The organism is Cerasibacillus sp. JNUCC 74 (assembly GCF_053667775.1).
The window spans coordinates 3,531,731-3,548,147 of record NZ_CM132207.1; the positions used below are offsets into that span (position 1 = coordinate 3,531,731).

At 36.1% G+C, this 16,417-nt stretch carries 17 protein-coding genes; 3 read left to right on the forward strand and 14 right to left on the reverse strand.

What is annotated here, in order from left to right; genetic code table 11:
• Nucleotides 1–65: 65 nt before the first annotated feature.
• From JNUCC74_RS15725 to acpS, 14 genes are all read right to left on the reverse strand, one after another.
• Nucleotides 66–659, reverse strand: a complete 594-nt coding sequence (locus JNUCC74_RS15725) for a SpoIIE family protein phosphatase (RefSeq protein ID WP_179104291.1) — start codon at nucleotides 657–659, stop codon at nucleotides 66–68.
• 1 nt (nucleotide 660) lies between these two features.
• On the reverse strand, nucleotides 661–1,452 hold the full coding sequence (sigB, locus tag JNUCC74_RS15730) for an RNA polymerase sigma factor SigB (RefSeq protein ID WP_077318360.1): 792 nt from the start codon (nucleotides 1,450–1,452) through the stop codon (nucleotides 661–663).
• Complete coding sequence (gene rsbW, locus JNUCC74_RS15735) at nucleotides 1,424–1,897, reverse strand: anti-sigma B factor RsbW (protein WP_077318361.1); 474 nt, start codon at nucleotides 1,895–1,897, stop codon at nucleotides 1,424–1,426. Before rsbW ends, sigB begins: the two co-directional genes overlap by 29 nt.
• On the reverse strand, nucleotides 1,897–2,229 hold the full coding sequence (locus tag JNUCC74_RS15740) for an STAS domain-containing protein (RefSeq protein ID WP_454066065.1): 333 nt from the start codon (nucleotides 2,227–2,229) through the stop codon (nucleotides 1,897–1,899). The genes rsbW and JNUCC74_RS15740 overlap by 1 nt, the downstream gene beginning before the upstream one ends.
• Nucleotides 2,230–2,939: 710 nt before the next feature.
• Nucleotides 2,940–3,953 carry a SpoIIE family protein phosphatase gene (locus tag JNUCC74_RS15745; protein WP_454066066.1) on the reverse strand — a complete coding sequence of 338 codons (1,014 nt, stop codon included), beginning with the start codon at nucleotides 3,951–3,953 and terminating at the stop codon, nucleotides 2,940–2,942.
• Between the two features lie 186 nt (nucleotides 3,954–4,139).
• Nucleotides 4,140–4,541 (reverse strand): anti-sigma regulatory factor, encoded by a 402-nt coding sequence (locus JNUCC74_RS15750; RefSeq protein WP_077318364.1) that lies wholly within the window; start codon nucleotides 4,539–4,541, stop codon nucleotides 4,140–4,142.
• 3 nt (nucleotides 4,542–4,544) lie between these two features.
• Nucleotides 4,545–4,901 carry an STAS domain-containing protein gene (locus JNUCC74_RS15755; RefSeq protein ID WP_077318365.1) on the reverse strand — a complete coding sequence of 119 codons (357 nt, stop codon included), beginning with the start codon at nucleotides 4,899–4,901 and terminating at the stop codon, nucleotides 4,545–4,547.
• Nucleotides 4,902–4,906: 5 nt separating this feature from the next.
• Nucleotides 4,907–5,776: an RsbT co-antagonist protein RsbRA gene (locus tag JNUCC74_RS15760; protein WP_077318366.1), complete on the reverse strand. Its 870-nt coding sequence runs from the start codon at nucleotides 5,774–5,776 to the stop codon at nucleotides 4,907–4,909.
• A 596-nt stretch (nucleotides 5,777–6,372) separates the two neighbouring features.
• The gene (locus JNUCC74_RS15765; RefSeq protein ID WP_454066067.1) at nucleotides 6,373–6,732 is read right to left on the reverse strand and encodes a type II toxin-antitoxin system PemK/MazF family toxin; all 360 of its coding nucleotides are present in this window, start codon (nucleotides 6,730–6,732) and stop codon (nucleotides 6,373–6,375) included.
• 4 nt (nucleotides 6,733–6,736) lie between these two features.
• Nucleotides 6,737–7,021: a CopG family ribbon-helix-helix protein gene (locus JNUCC74_RS15770; RefSeq protein ID WP_077318368.1), complete on the reverse strand. Its 285-nt coding sequence runs from the start codon at nucleotides 7,019–7,021 to the stop codon at nucleotides 6,737–6,739.
• Nucleotides 7,022–7,200: 179 nt separating this feature from the next.
• Nucleotides 7,201–8,319, reverse strand: a complete 1,119-nt coding sequence (gene alr, locus JNUCC74_RS15775; RefSeq protein ID WP_454066068.1) for an alanine racemase — start codon at nucleotides 8,317–8,319, stop codon at nucleotides 7,201–7,203.
• A 428-nt stretch (nucleotides 8,320–8,747) separates the two neighbouring features.
• Nucleotides 8,748–9,758 carry a LolA family protein gene (locus JNUCC74_RS15780; RefSeq protein WP_454066069.1) on the reverse strand — a complete coding sequence of 337 codons (1,011 nt, stop codon included), beginning with the start codon at nucleotides 9,756–9,758 and terminating at the stop codon, nucleotides 8,748–8,750.
• A 47-nt stretch (nucleotides 9,759–9,805) separates the two neighbouring features.
• A complete protein-coding gene (locus JNUCC74_RS15785; RefSeq protein WP_454066070.1) occupies nucleotides 9,806–11,329 on the reverse strand; it encodes an NAD(P)H-hydrate dehydratase in 1,524 nt (507 codons plus the stop codon).
• A 106-nt stretch (nucleotides 11,330–11,435) separates the two neighbouring features.
• Nucleotides 11,436–11,795 carry a holo-ACP synthase gene (gene acpS / locus JNUCC74_RS15790; RefSeq protein WP_454066071.1) on the reverse strand — a complete coding sequence of 120 codons (360 nt, stop codon included), beginning with the start codon at nucleotides 11,793–11,795 and terminating at the stop codon, nucleotides 11,436–11,438.
• Between the two features lie 1,328 nt (nucleotides 11,796–13,123).
• On the opposite strand from acpS, the gene JNUCC74_RS15795 reads away from it, so the two are divergent.
• The 3 genes from JNUCC74_RS15795 to JNUCC74_RS15805 all read left to right on the forward strand — a co-directional run bounded on the left by JNUCC74_RS15795 (nucleotide 13,124) and on the right by JNUCC74_RS15805 (nucleotide 16,104).
• Entirely contained in the window at nucleotides 13,124–13,903 is a 780-nt protein-coding gene (locus JNUCC74_RS15795) for a rhomboid family intramembrane serine protease (RefSeq protein WP_454066072.1), read from the forward strand.
• A 241-nt stretch (nucleotides 13,904–14,144) separates the two neighbouring features.
• A complete protein-coding gene (locus JNUCC74_RS15800) occupies nucleotides 14,145–15,098 on the forward strand; it encodes a LacI family DNA-binding transcriptional regulator (protein WP_454066073.1) in 954 nt (317 codons plus the stop codon).
• A gap of 370 nt (nucleotides 15,099–15,468) precedes the next feature.
• Entirely contained in the window at nucleotides 15,469–16,104 is a 636-nt protein-coding gene (locus tag JNUCC74_RS15805) for an HAD family hydrolase (RefSeq protein ID WP_454066074.1), read from the forward strand.
• Nucleotides 16,105–16,417: the final 313 nt, after the last annotated feature.

Sequence of the window (16,417 nt, forward strand, 5' to 3'; positions counted from 1 at the left end):
CCAAAAAAGCTATGACCATACAGAAAAAAATTTAGTTTCCTAGACAAAAAATAAGAGCTGCAGTCTTAGTCAGCTCTTTTATAATGCATAGCTATTAAAGTAGTATCATCATGTCTAGGGGAATCGTTTATATGCTTGAATATATGCGTAATCTCCTGAGCATTTTTGGTCGTTAAATACTTTTGTGACAAATCTTTATCCGTTACACCATCAGAAAACATTAAAAACATCATGTTTGGCTGTAGCTTTTCTCGAATAACTTTAAACGAACAATGGTATCCAGCTAAATAGCCGGCATTGGGAATATTACGCTTTTTCTTCTGGTTTTCTGTAATGATTAAAATACCTATATTACCTATGGAAGAAAAGGAATACATTGCTGTTTGGAAATCAATTTTGAGAATACCAACAACAACACCACGTTTTCCATGTAATTGTTCATTGCACTTTTTTATAATCGTTTCAATATTAGTATTCATATTTTCTTTAATAATATCAATAACAATTTGTGAGGATTCCTTGGCAAACTCACCACTTCCTAATCCGTCCGCAATGGCACAAACAAATTCACGCTCTGTTTCTTTATAAAAATAACTGTCTCCACAATGATAGTTACCGACCTTCGCTTGTTGGAAGACAGACACATCTACATGTTTCATACTAATCAAAGACCTCCGTGCTTTCCATCTGAATAGCTTCTCTTAGCTTCCGTAATGAGCGGCGTTGAAGTCTTGAAACATGCATCTGTGAAATCCCTAACAGTTCCCCTGTTTCCTTTTGGCTCTTATTTTCAAAATAAGTATAATGTAAAATTTGTTGTTCTCTTTCAGATAAAATTGGAAATATTTTTTCTAGCAGCATCTTTTGATCGACATGATCGTACCCACGTTCTTCATTTCCTACTAAATCCAAAATAGCAACGGTACTCCCATCTGAATCTGCTTCAATTTTTCGATCAACCGAAAGTGCTTTGTAGCTTTTTCCCATCTCCATTGTTTCTAATATTTCTTCCTCTGACACTTCTAGATAGTCTGCTAATTCTTTAATGGATGGTGATTTTTGGTTTTGTGCCGTTAAAATATCTACTGCTTTTTTTATTTTTGGTCCTAATTCCTTTATTCGCCTTGGAACATGTACACTCCATGTTTTATCACGGATAAAGCGTTTTATTTCTCCAATAATTGTAGGTATTGCAAAAGATTCAAAAGATTTACCGAATGTTGAATCATATCGGCGTACTGCAGCTAATAGTCCGATCATTCCCACTTGGACAAGATCTTCATGAATAGCACTATTTTTTGAATACTTACGAGCGATTGATTCGACAAGATCCTTGTATATCAGAACAAATTTCTCTTGCAATTGCTCATTCGTGGGCTCCTTTTGCAATGATTCAATTAATTGGTAAACCTCATCCCTTCCGTTATTGTGTGGTTGAGATTTGGTCGTCATCAAAGCCCACCTCAGTTTCATTTATATACTTCGTCATTAGTACAATGACACCATAACTATTATTGATTTGAACTTTATCCATTAATGCATTAATTAAGAACAGACCAAACCCTCCTTCTCGTAAATCTTCAATTGATTCCGTTTCGTTATATGGGCCAATACTATCCTTTATTTCATTTAGACTGAAACTGTCACCACGATCTGCCACCATAATTTCTAAGCGATCATCGTAGACACCAAAACCGATCGTAACTTCACCTTCACCATCATGATAAGCATGATTGACGGTATTCGTAATTGCTTCAGAAATGGCTACTTTTAAATCTTCAATATCCTCATAAGAAAAGCCCATACGATTGGCTATTCCGGAAATACTTAACCTCACAACACCAATATACTCCGCCTTTGCTGGAACCTTCAGTTCAATAAAATCAAATTTCTCCATTATTCACTTCCACCCCGAATCGCAGCATTTACATCCATAATCTCATCTAACCCTGTAATTTTAAACAAGCGCAGTACACGTTCCTGTATATTTACTAATATTAACTTACTATCATGCTCCTTTGTTGATTTAAGTGCACTAATAAAAATACCTAAACCTGTACTATCCATATAACTTACTTTTTCTAAGTCAACCTCCACTATCCTGCCTTTTTGTTGTGTAAGGGGAATTAACGTTTCTTTCAAATTTGGGGCAGTATATGCATCTATTTCTCCAGATAAGTGGACAATAGACTTATTTGGTTCATCTGTGATTTTAATAGTTAGATTCATATTTCTCCTCCTATATATGTGAAACTTGATTTCGTAGACGATCTTTGGCTACGAAATATTAGAAAAACCTTGGCTTGTCGCCAAGTCTTTAGCGACAGCTGTAGTTTTTCTTATACGATAAAGTGAAACTTCATTCCGTGGAATGCTTTTTACACGGAATGTTAGTACCACAAGGGTATGACCTAAAGGCCCTTGAACCAATCGGGCATTTAGGAGCCGTTTTCTCCGACTTAGCTCCTTTGCACGAACTCAGGACTTGAAGTGGGAAACTTACGGCACCTTACATGCGGGATAAACCCTAAAATTTTATACTTTCCTATAGTATTAGAAAAGTGAAACTTCGTTCTAGGAGTGTTTTTCTCCTTGAAGTGGAACAAAGTCTGAAAACTTGGGAGCCCTTGAAAAATGGCGGTGTATTGCTATCGAAGCATACTCTGTTCTATTCAACGCATTTTGATCGACAACTTTGAAAATATTGCGTGTGTCGCTGCCGAAGTTTTTTCTTGTCCTCGAAAAAGAAAAACGCTTCTTATTCGTGCACATCTATTGCTGCTTCCTTTTTCCCGAAGCAATCAGGTTAGTCGCCGTTTTTTCTTTTCCACTCTATTTAAAGAGTGGTTTACAGCGCCGAATATATAGAATATGTACATAAACATATTTTTTGGATTGTTGTTTAGATCCTGCTTACATTTACCCATTAAAACAATCTGTTAAACTTCTCTTCTTATAATTAGTAAAGTAAAATCATCTCGCAGTTCAAAGTCCTGTAAACGCTCAAAATATTTAAAAACTTGATTAACCATCTGTTGAGCTGGTAGATGAATATACTTTCTAATCACATCTAACACTTCTTGGCGTTCAATAAATCGTTCACCATCTCTGCACTCTGTAACTCCATCTGTCAATAGAATGACCATATCCCCTTGTTCAATTTTAAGTTCATATTGCGGATAAGTTGTATCTGGGGTTACACCTAAAACAAGACCTTTTGTTTTTAGTTCAGTAAATATGTCTTGCTTTGCATTGTAATAAAAACCAGGTTCGTGACCTGCTGAGGCATAACGGAGTGTATTTTCAAAGGGAAGGTATTGTGCATAAAACATTGTAATAAACATGCTGGGATCAACATTTCTTTCAACAACTCGGTTCATGTTAACAAGAATTGCTTTTGGTGTCATCGCATCTTCAGGGTAACTGTCCATGGCATACTTAATCATTGACATGCAAAGCGCAGCGGGAATCCCTTTTCCTATAACATCAGCTATAGCAATTCCTAATGATCCATCTCTACCTTTTACAAAATGATGATAGTCTCCATTCATTTGATGAGCAGGCATACTAATAACACCTATATCCAACCCCTGAATATCTGGCTTTTTGGTCTCTAAAAGCGTTTCCTGCATACTAGCCGCTACCGATATTTCTGATTTTAACTCTGACTGTTTTTCCCGAAGCTGTTGATACTCTCGATGAGCAATTCCATATGCAATCATCGCCTCTAACAGAAAATTCATGGAATATTTAATACCCTCACTTAAATTAGGATATAAGTCTTCGAGGGCCTGAATATGCATATTAACGATTTCATCTGGCAAAATATTATTCTTTATAAAAGATTTACTAGCCTGTTCAATTTCATAAAGGGAGCGCTCATCTCTTGTTTCAATATAACGCTTCATTAATACTTTATAAGTTTCTGCATCTAATTTCAGTATACTCTCCATTATTTTCCCCCTCACTATCCATCGTAGCCAAAACAACTGAATGGTTACAAACTCTTTACTGTACCTCATCCATCAATTAGTGAATTAACTCCAAATAAAAGGAAGCTGTCAGACTCATATCTAAGATCCGTATAGATAAAAGCCTTCACAGCATACTCTCTTTTTTACCATTTCAAATTAGAACAACTACCTTAACCATTTAATTACTTTCACTCGTGTTCCCTTACCGACCTCTGTTCGGATGTCAAATTCATCCATTAACCTTTTGACACCTGGCAATCCAGCTCCCAAACCTCCGGAGGTTGAATAGCCATCTTCTAACGCTTGTCCGATATCTACAATCCCGGGGCCTACATCAATGGCAATAATGCAGATTCCTTTATGCTCGACTGTATGGATCACTTCAAAACATATTTGGCCGTGATCTGCATATAGATAAATATTTCTTGCCAGCTCCGATATCGTTGTTGCAATACGTGCTTGGTCGACGGTTCCAAAACCTAATTTCTTCGCAATATCTCTACCTAACTGTCTTGCACCTACTATATCCCATTCTTTTTTTATATTCACACAAGATTGAGGTTGCATCCACTATTCCCCCAATTCCTGGTAGAGTTTAATAAGGCCTTGCTCTAAATTTAATGCAGTTGACACATTTTTTAAATGAATTCCTAAATCTAATAAAGTTACAGCAACTGCAGGCTGAATACCTGTTAAAACTACCTTCGCCCCCATTAAATCTGACATTGTAACAACATCACCAAGCACTTTGGCAATAAATGAATCAATAATATCAACCGATGTTAAATCAATAACCACTCCAGTTGAGCCGTTCTTATGAATCTTATCTAATAAATCCTCTTGAAATTGGATAGCTGTTTGATCATCAATCTCTGTCTGTATGGAGATTAATAAATAATTATGTAGCTTTAATATGGGTATTCGCATCATCATCACTCTCCTTTCAATGATTGAATTAATTGCTCAATACTATCCTCTTTACTTTCAATATCGACAACTTGACGATTCGTTATTTCAAGAGCTCTTTCAAAGCCTTTCTTTAAAGAACTTTTCGTTGGGAATTTACTTAAATCGATCCCTAAATTAACAATGGTTTGGGCAATTTCCGGACGGATTCCTACAAGGATACATGTTGCACCGATTAAGCGTACTGCTTCTGCCGCTTGAATAATATGATGAGCAACCATTGTATCAACAACTGGAACACCCGTTATATCCATCAAAACAACTTCCGAATTATGTTTAATCGCGCCATCAAGCAGGTTTTCCATAATTAATTTTGCCCGTTCCGTATCGATCGTTCCGATTAAAGGCATAATTGTAATACCGTCCATCACAGGAATTAACGGAGCTGATAACTCTTGAAGAGCTACCCTTTGTAACGACACCGTGTTCTCCCAACTTCCTGAATATTCATTAACGAGCTGACGAATTAGAGGTTCAACCCAATTATCTACACTTTCTAATACATTAGAAATAAATGTAGAACCTATTTGCTCTGTTTGACTTAAAATATAATCAATTGTAACTCTACGAAACACTTGTAAGCCGTCGGTAATATAACTTAAAGGCCATCCAAGATTAATAATCTTTTCAGAAAAGTTCTCAACTGCTTTTGAAAAACCAGCATTTTTTATGCTTGTAAATATCACATTCACAAATTCTCTATTAGTACTATCAAATAGTTCTTCAGAAATACTAGCTGTATAATTATCACTTTTTAATGAATTTATTTCTTCCAGCCACATTTGTACAATGGCATCACTATTATCGATTGCAATCTTTTTAAACTTCTCGTCCATTTCCTTACCCCCACTTAATTAAAATATAATTTTTATTCTAAGTCATGTTATAGAGCTGCTTCAAAGCCCTAAAATTGTACTTTTTTCTAAAGTTATCAACAATAATTGTAACATAGAAACAAAAAATGGATAAAGTGAAACTTCATTCCGTAGGAGTTTTCTTCCAGCTCCTACGGAATGTTAGCTTGAACGAATCGGGCATTTAGGTGCCGTTTTCTCCCACTTTTAGACCTTTTGTATCCACTCAAGGCTCTTGAAGTGGGAGTCTTACGGCACCTTACATGCGGGATAAAGTGAAACTTTATTTTACGCAGTGCTTTTCTTCTTGAAGTGGAACAAGGCTAAAATCTCAAGCACCCTTGGAAAAGGAAACACTTTTTCTGCATATCATGTCTCACTATCGAGGTTTTTCTTATCTTGAAAAAACGCGATGTCCCTTCATAATTCCTCCTGTTCGATGCGAACCAATCAATCTTTCAGACGCCGTTTTGCTTCTCTTATTCTTTTTTTGACAATCTGTATAATATTTAGATATTTGCGGCACCTCACACGCAGAATTTTCAACACAAAAATACCCTTGTAATAACACAAGGGTACTATTGACCATACATATCCTTCAGTCCTAAACTGATTTCCAATGCCTGATTGATCTTAAACATCATTTCTTTATCCAATTTTGTTATTCTATCTGTTAGCCTTTGTTTATCAAGTGTTCTAATCTGCTCTAGCAAAATAACGGAATCACGATCAAACCCATATCGTTTTGCATCAATCTCCACATGTGTTGGGAGCTTGGCTTTTTGAATTTGCGCTGTAATAGCAGCAACAATAACGGTAGGACTGAAACGATTCCCGATATCATTTTGCAGGATCAATACCGGGCGGACGCCTCCCTGTTCTGACCCGACAACAGGGGAAAGGTCAGCGAAATATACTTCGCCTCTTTGCACGATCAAATGGTTACACCCCGATCACAGAACGTTCCAAGGTGTTTTTTGCCTCCTCTTCAGCTTGGAAAGCTTCTGAAGCAATTGTCAAATTAATGCGGCCCATTTCTGCATAACCCTTTTCCATGGTTTCACGAAATCGTCGAAAATGCTCATCTCGTTTTTGCTGAAGATAGTTTCTTGTTGCCTGACAAATGAAATCACTCAAATCACTGTTCTCATATTTCACCAGACCATCCACCTCATTTAACAGGTTTTTCGGTATTTTAACTAAAACTTCTTGTAAGCTTTCTGACAAAACCATACACCTCCGCCAACTGTTGAACGAACTTTGTAAAATTCAATTTTAATAATATCATTGAATTCGCCCATTTGCAAAGGGTTGTAGGAATTTTTTCCGAAAAATCATTTGTTTTGTCGTTTATTTTTTATACGACGTGGTATATAGTGTAGAATACCTTATTACAGACGAGCTCTTTAAAGACCTTTGTAGATTCTCGGAACACGGTTGTTTATTACACAAGGGATTTCATAATTAATCGTTTCAGCATATTTAGACACTTCATCCATGGAAATAAATGCCTCATTTTGACGACCAATGAACGTTATCTTTGTACCAACAGGATACGCTTTATCCAACCTCACCATTGTTTGATCCATACAAATTCTACCTATTATCGGCATTCTTTTTCCATTGACCAAAACAGAAAAGCCTTGCATTCTGCGCAGCCATCCATCTCCATAACCAATTGGAACCGTACCTATCCATTCTTGTTGTCTTGCTTTATATGTGCATCCATAGCTAATACAATCACCTGGCTGGATTTGTTTAACGTGAACAAGTTTACTGTGTAAAGAGAAAGCTTGCTTTAACTCTATCTCCCCCTTTTCTTTTACTGCATTAGATGGATACAAGCCATACATGGCTATGCCAAACCGAATATAGTCATACATTTCAGCGGGAAAACGTATCGCACTAGCGCTATTACTAACATGGACATCGAGGTTTCCTTGCCAGCGCTCCTTTAATTTAGAAAGGAAATGGGTAAAACGTGATTGCTGTTTGTTAAAATAGGTTATGTCTAATTCATCGGCTGTAGCAAAATGCGTGAATACTCCTGTTAAATATATGCTTCGATTATTTTTTAATGCTTCTAAAATAGGATCTAGTTCTTTTTCCGTTCTTATCCCTATCCTCCCCATACCCGTATCAACTTTCAAATGAAGATGAAGCGGCTTAGGAAGCGAATACGTACTCACCTCATCCAACCATTCTTTTTGAAAAAAAGTAAGCGTTATTTCATTATTACAGGCTTCTACAGCAGATTCTGGCGGAACCCATCCAAGTACTAAAATAGGAGCAGTAATGGACGCTTTCCGCAATTTAATGGCTTCTTCCAACAGTGCTACTGCTAAATAATCTGCTCCGGCTTCCAAAGCCTTCTTCGCAACTTGTATACTGCCATGGCCGTATCCATCGGCTTTTACTACTGCCATTACTTTTGTTTCAGTTGACAGCTTTTTCTTTATTTGTTTTATATTATATGCAATTGCATCCAGATCTATTTCTATCCATGTATTTCTATGTAAATCCAATTTTCTAACTCCTTACGTTATTTTTTAAATGCTTTAGGTGGCATTATCCCCCGCTGAAGCCTCCGCCGAGCTTAATTGCGGGGTAAACTTAGCCTAAATGATACTATTTTTATTTTACTTCTAATCATGTAAAATAAATTATAATTAAGCTCATTTACAATAATTACCATGCGTGTTTAAATATACACATTTCTCTATGCTATTAAGCTTAACTTATAAGCATTTAAATCCGTTATTTATCGTTTAGAACTATTTCTCCCTTTATACAGATTGTACTACATCTTGCAAAATGAAAAAACAAACTACCCTTATGAGCTTATCTCAAAAACGGATAGTATGACTGTACTTTTCTATTTACAGCACATTACATTTCACCATGTAAAAAGCAGACTCTTTATATGATAAGAGTCTGCTATCTAGCCTAACATTTATTTCACTTCTTTATTTGTAACAGATTTAGCTACTTCAATCAGTTCTTCTTTTGTCAGATCTTCACTGGCCAACATAAAATCGACACCATTATGAGTCCATTCCACGGAGTTTTCAGTCATGGCTCCCACCGCAAATCCCAGGTTAACAATTTCCCCCTTTACTTCATTTGGAGAATTCATCGCTGTTTGAGGTTTTGCTTGTTCTTCAATTAAAGTAAAGCTCTTATCACCTTCAAACGTTAAGATGACTCGATCTCCTTGATCCGTAGACGTCTCTTTCTTTTCTGTTAGTTGAGCTCCTGCCATGTAAGAAGGATAGTAAACCGTGAGCGGCTGTTCACCAGCTGTTGCAGTAGTTTCTTCAGCTTTTTCACTTCCCATATTTTTTTTCATAGAAAAATCATCGTCTGCAAATTTGGCTTTTTGATCAAAAGTAGAAAAAGTTACATCCACCAAAGCTTTTTTATCTTTGTCTAGAACTTTTACTTGCACTGGCTTTAATGATTTCTTATCAAGGTAAATTTCCTGATAAGGTAAATTGTTGTTACTTTGATAATTTGTTTTCGTTTTAAAAACATAGTGTGCATCTGTTACTTCAAATTTGGCTTCCTTATCCTTTTTGATATCATTGATTAATGATTGATAAAGATACGGTTGACTGCTATTTTGTGGCCATTCCGCTTGAAACTTAAAGCTTTTCTTTAATGCAGGTGTTAAGACAAACACACCATCTTTATTTTTTAAAATTATTTGATTGCCCTTGTCATCATCTTGACTTGACAAGCCAACTCGATACATGTCTTTTTTCTTATGCCAGATGTCAATCTGGAATGTTTGCTGTTCCTGGCCTGTATTCATGTTCATTTCAGCTTTTGCTTTGTACCCGTCCATTTTTTCCATATTTTCTTTTAAATCTGCTATAACATCTTCTTGCGATTTCTCTCCACATGCTGACAATAACAATACGAAGCTCATTAAAATAATCAAACTACCGATTTTCTTCTTCATGGACATATCTCCCTTGTCTCAGTTAAAACAAAGGGAACCTTATCACCTTATACCTCGTCAGAAATCATACGATATGCAGCCGATATTCCATTGATCACATCGCTTGCCAATAGATCATGTTCAGAATGCTGTTGGATAACTAATAAATCTGCAGACAGACCGTGTATAAAACATGCATTACATAAAGCTTGAAACAGATCTTGTTTTTGCATGATCATAGCTAGAATAATGCCCGTTAACACATCCCCGCTTCCACCTTTGGAAAGCCCAGGATTACCTGTTTGGTTTACCGCTTGTTTCCCATCCGGAGAAGTTATCATGGTATACTGTCCTTTTAACACCACATAAGTACGGTATTCTTTTGCAAATTCGCTTGCATATCGAAACGGATTTTGTAGCAGTTCCTGAATGGATACTCCTAACAGCATGGCCATTTCTCCTGGATGTGGTGTAATAACAGTAGGTTGATCTCGTTCTTTTAACTTGCTTAAAGCTTGTGATAAGTGATATAAACCGTCTGCATCAATAATAAGAGGACAGTTAGCATTATCGATTACATTCTGAACAAGCTCTCCTGTCCAAGTTTTTCTCCCAATCCCCATCCCAATAGCTACAGCATGATAACCGCTCAAAATAAGATTCGCTTGATTATCAAGAAACCCATTTTTCTCAGATAGAACCATATACATTGCTTCTACACAATTTGCAGCTACGGCTTGGATTACCTTTTCCGAAGTAGCTCCGGTAATTAAACCGGCACCAGCTTTTAATGCAGCACGTATCGACATGGACAGTGCTCCGGGCATTCCTATACACCCACCAATGATAATACCTTTTCCATGCTTGCCTTTATGGTCATTCGGCTCTCTTTTTGGAAGACTTCTTTTCACATCTTTTAAATTCCAAACAGATTTAGTTGTATGTTGCTTGAAGGCTAATGTAGGCAAACCAATGGAGACAACCTCCCAAGATCCATAATAAGAAAACGTGTCATTAAGAAAAACACTTAGCTTTGGTGCACCGATAATAATCGTGTGATCTGCTTTAATAGCAGTATAAGCTTCCACACCTTCATTCGCTGGGAGTCCGGATGGAATGTCAACAGAGATGATAAGCTTTTGTTTTTGCTTATTGATAAACGGAACCAATGATGCAAAGGGTTCGCGCAAATCACCATCTACACCAATTCCGATCATTGCATCAATTAACACATTAGCTTCTTTAATCGCACGTACATCTTCTCCAGCAAACTTTAATAAAGTACCTCCACAGTTTTCATAAACTTGCTTATGGTAATGGGCATCACCAGTTATCTTTTCATCTGGAACTATTTGTAACACGTTTACATCATACGCGTCATCGAGCAACGTACGTGCGATAACAAATCCATCCCCTCCATTATTCCCTGCTCCTACCAGCACACATATTTTATCTTCCTTGGAGATTTTACAAGTTACTTTTTCAGCAACTGCTCGTCCGGCATTTTCCATCAACAGCTTCCCATCTAAACCGATCGCATGCATTGCGAAATGATCGATATCGTACATTTCTTTCGCGGTGACAATATACAAATCTGTTCCCTCCTACCCGCACTAAAATAATATGAGACAACCTAAGTGATTATGCATTTACAGATCTTGTTTTAGAACCATAATCAGTCATTTTTTAATCGCTTTTTTAACGCTCTTCGATAATAACTTGAGCAGCAGCATATTCTCTTGTATGGCTGATTGATAAAAATAAATTAGTTTGTTCAAATCCTTTTACATATAGATGAGGTGCACCACTTTTTAATATTTGCACTTCCATATCCTGAAAACTTAACTTTCCAATCCCAGTACCAGCTGCCTTAGAAAAAGCCTCCTTTGCTGCAAATCTTCCGGCAACAAACTCTACCTTCCTTTTATCAGTTTTTAACGAAGCATAAATTTCTCTTTCCTTTGGTGTTAAAATACGCTCAATAAATCGGCAGTTTCTCTCAAGATTTTGTTTAATCCGATACAATTCTATTATATCAATTCCAATCCCTTTAATCATAACTCTTCTACCTCTTTCACAAAATAATTACATGCATTTTTAAACCTCTATTCACAGGAAAATAGGAATAGCCCAAATCAGACATTTAAATTAAATTTTTTCTCACTTTACTTTGTTCGATACAATAGTGCTAAAACGTCTTCTAAGAAGGAATGTCACCCTGCTCTTATTTCATAATTATACTGTAATAATAAGTAATAATTATGGTATGATAAAGAAAACTTGGCTAGCGGCAAGCGGAGCGCAGACGATTGCCTAGTTGCACTTATACTTAAATCCTTAAAATCTTTACAACACTGAATCTGCTTCTACGTTTATTTATTTAACGTATAAAGAAAACTTGGCTAGCGGCAAGCGGAGCGCAGTCGATTGCCTAGTTGCACTTATACTTATTACCTTAAAATCTTTACAACATTGAATCTGCTTCTATGTTTATTTAACGTATAAAGAAAACTTGGCTAGCGGCAAGCGGAGCGCAGTCGATTGCTTAGTTGCACTTATACTTAAATCCTTAAAATCTTTACAACATTGAATCTGCTTCTATGTTTATTTATTTAACGTATAAAGAAAACTTGGCTAGCGACCAACGTAGCGCAGGCGTTTGCTTAGTTGCACTTATACTTAAATCCTTGAAATCTTTACAACGTCGAAGTCCCTACATGTTAATTTTATTTTAACGTGTAGAGAAAACTATTTATGATCTTACTGTATGAAAATATATTCTAAAGATTAATAAGAGCTTTCTTATTTCTACAAAAAATAACGAGTTATAAAATCTAAATGTAACATCCTAGAAATTAGAAAATAGTTTTCTTTAATCAAATTTAAGGGAACTTTTCGACCTTGAACCAATAATTGTGAGCTTAGGCGGTATTCTCTCCTTGTTGTTTTCGAATTTATATTCGTTTCTACATGGTGGATAATCTTTTTGAAAAGTATCTTCGTAAGCTTAAGCGGTCAACTACAATATACTTCGATCTTCTTCCTGCGATAAGTTAACATCGACACGGATCTAAGGGAAGGCTGATTAAAAGCGGGCTTGCCGCTCAGCCGTTGGCATACCCCTGTTTTAGAGGCATATTTCCTCTATCTCATCAGAAGATCTCCTGTTTGTATGCCTAACCGAGTACTTCTGGCTTTTGTTCTTAGACTCATCCTAATATACATGAACCTTAAATAAGCGAATTTTACCACCCGCTAGAAACAGGGATAAAAAGCATGTATATTTAAAACAACGCTAGAATCAAAATATCTATATAAAATTAATCGATTTCACTCAGCCAATCCATTGATCGCTTCATTTGAAAAAAACTATTTGGAGGAGTCCAATGTTTATTCGAAACGAAAGAAGTATAAAAGAATTTATGCAATCTTATCCGGTTGTCTCTGCATTAGTTATCATCCATCTAGTGTTATGGTTCATGATTAACTTCCTACAGTTACCTATTGGAATAATCATTTATCAATTAGGCGAGGGTAATAATTACTTTATTTCCCAAGGGGAATATTGGAGACTAATTACGCCAATTTTTCTTCATGCCGATTTAATGCACGTACTGTTCAATTCCTTTTCACTCGTGTTATTTGGACCGGCTCTAGAACAAATGTTAGGAAGAAGTAAGTTTACTCTCGCCTATCTGCTTGCAGGACTGATTGGTAATATAGGAACCTATCTGTTTGCACCATCTAACTACTTTTTTACTCATGTTGGAGCTTCTGGAGCTATATTTGGTTTATTTGGTATTTATCTATTTATGGTGTCCTTTCGTAAGCATTTAATTGATCAAGTAAGTTCACAAATAATAACAACCATATTAGTCATTGGACTAATAATGACATTCATTCGTCCAAATATAAATATTTATGGTCATATCTTTGGATTTATTGGCGGATTCATTATAGCCCCGGTCGTCTTAGCTGGTGCTAAAGCATATAACCCTTGGGCTTCTTTAGTAAGACGAAGAAGTTATAAAAATGATGATGACAGCATTCAATTCGATCCTAACCGTTGGGAAAAGCGCCTGTTTCCACGTTCGGCAAAGAAAAACATTTTGTGGATTATTTTAGGTGTTTTAGCATTACTAGGACTCTTTAGCCGGTTTTTTTGATGTCTATTTATAGTCCATAATCAAATATCGCCATGTTTTTATTTTGAAAGCAGTCTAAATGAATGACTACCAGTTAATGCTTGGTATTGTGAAACTTTATTTGCGGAGTTCTCTTAATATTAGTTGGACATAGAGAACCAATCCTTAACTTTTTAAATACGATCTTTCTCCCAAAACTCTACCGTTAGCTTAAAACAATTGCCATAGACCATTAAAAAACGCATTAGGAGGAGAAAAATATATGGCAAATATTTATGAAATTGCTAAATTAGCTGATGTTTCTGTTTCGACTGTCTCCAGAGTATTAAATAACCATAAATATGTATCGGAAGAAAAGAGAAAACGAGTACAACAAATAATCAAAGAATTGAACTACACTCCGAATAGAAATGCTATTGATTTGATACGAGGAGAGACGAGAATGATTGGTGTTATTATTCCGTATAACAATAATCAGGCATTTGATCAAATGCTACATGGCATTTTTAATAAATCCACTGAACTTGATTATTCTGTTGCCGTTCTTCCAACAAAATATAACAAGCAAAAAGAACTGGAATATTTAGCAATGCTTAAAAATAAACTGCTGGATGCGATAATTATAACTTCCAGGTCAAACAGCTGGGATAAAATCATTCCTTTTACTAAATACGGTACCATCATTTCTTGTGAATATACGGAGTTCAAGGAAATCGGTTGTTCATATTTGGATCGCTACGCATCTTATATCGATGTCTTTAAAACATTAAAAAATAAAGGATATACAACCATTGCTTTTACTACCGCAAGAGAAGCCGCTGAAAGCTTAAGTACAAGACAAACAATTGCCGCTTATGAATCTGTTATTGGCCATGTTAATCCAGAACTGCATATTTCAAACTGCTTTTGCTTTGAAGATGGTTATAAAGCAGCTAAAACATTGTTAGCATTAAAAAATCGGCCTACTGCAATCTTTGCTAACGGCGATGAGGTAGCCGGCGCCATTTATCAGTATGCAAAATCCATTGGCTTTCATGTGCCGCGAGACATTGCAATTATCGGTCAAGAAAATCAGCCAATCGGGGTCGCTCTCGGAATTTCAACGCTTCATCATCGTTTAGGAAAAGTTGGTGAGCAGGCGTTTGAGCTTGCAGTAAAAAAATCTTCAGCTAAAGTAAAAACATCATATAAAATTATTCAACGAGCCTCCATTTAAAAATACAAATGGAATTTGTGTCAACTCTCATCTATAGCGGTTATACAGGAAACATAATTATTGCTTTCTTATCCTTGTAAAAAATTCTTTTATTGCGTGGGGAATATAGTTTCCCCCTTGTATAAAAGAAAAATTAGTCAACCCTTCTTACAGTCCATTCCCACTACCTGCAATATGTATAACGGCCACTCTTATTTTCCAAACGAATGGATCATATTAAGAATAGCATTTTTACTTTAACTTGCTAACATAACGCACCATTCATACTCTCATGCCATCATGAATATAAAGAGACTATAAAATGTGTTGACCTGAAATGCGTTTCATCTTCTAAACTTAATATCAAACAACAAAAAAGGAGATGAGCAACTTGTATCACACATTTATTTTTGACTTAGATGGAACGATTATCGATTCAGAAACAATTGGTCTTGAAGCGTTACAAGCAGCGTTAAAAGAGATAGGAATAAATAAAACGTTAGAAGAACTTCGTTTTTCAATAGGTATACCCGGATTAAGAACCTTAGAAATCTTGGAAATTGGAGACATTCCAACCGCACTCCATAGTTGGCTTGAAAAGCAGAAACCATTTATGGAAAATGTCCCTATATTTCCTGGAATAACGGAGGTTCTTGAACAACTACCAAACTTAGCTATTGTAACTTCCCAAAACAGAAAGGAATTGCAAGCAGGATTTAAAAAACTAAGGATCGCTCCTTATTTTAAAACTGTTGTCTGTGCAGATGATACAGAAAAACATAAACCTAATCCAGATCCTTTATTATTTGCTTTACAATTATTAAAAATTAAAAAACATGAAGCCATTTACATTGGAGATTCCATCTATGATATGCGCTGTGCTAAAGCAGCAGGCGTAGATTTTGGGGTAGCTGCTTGGGGGTTAACTTCAACTTCTAAATTTATCGAAGCGGATTATATTTTCGAGACTCCTAATGATATCTTGCGTTTAAAAGCAGACAACACACCAACATCCTATATCATATAAATTTGCTTTAGTGAGAGATGACCCTCCTAAGAAGAACGAATCAGATCACAAGTCTTCTAAAAGGAAAGCGTATTTTCTTCAGAATGCGTAACGTTTCCTTATTGCTGGAACAAAATCTGATTGTCATTCTTAACAAGGAAAGAAGCTAGTTATATTCATGCGAAAATTATTTAAATAACTGCCCCCTTTCCTTTATCGGGACACCTATCGTTTTTGTCGTTGTCAATATCTTTACTTTACTTCTTTACACTCCCCAGCTTTCAGATTGGCAAGTCTAACAACCTCGTTAGTATGGAGACGGTTGAAACGGACC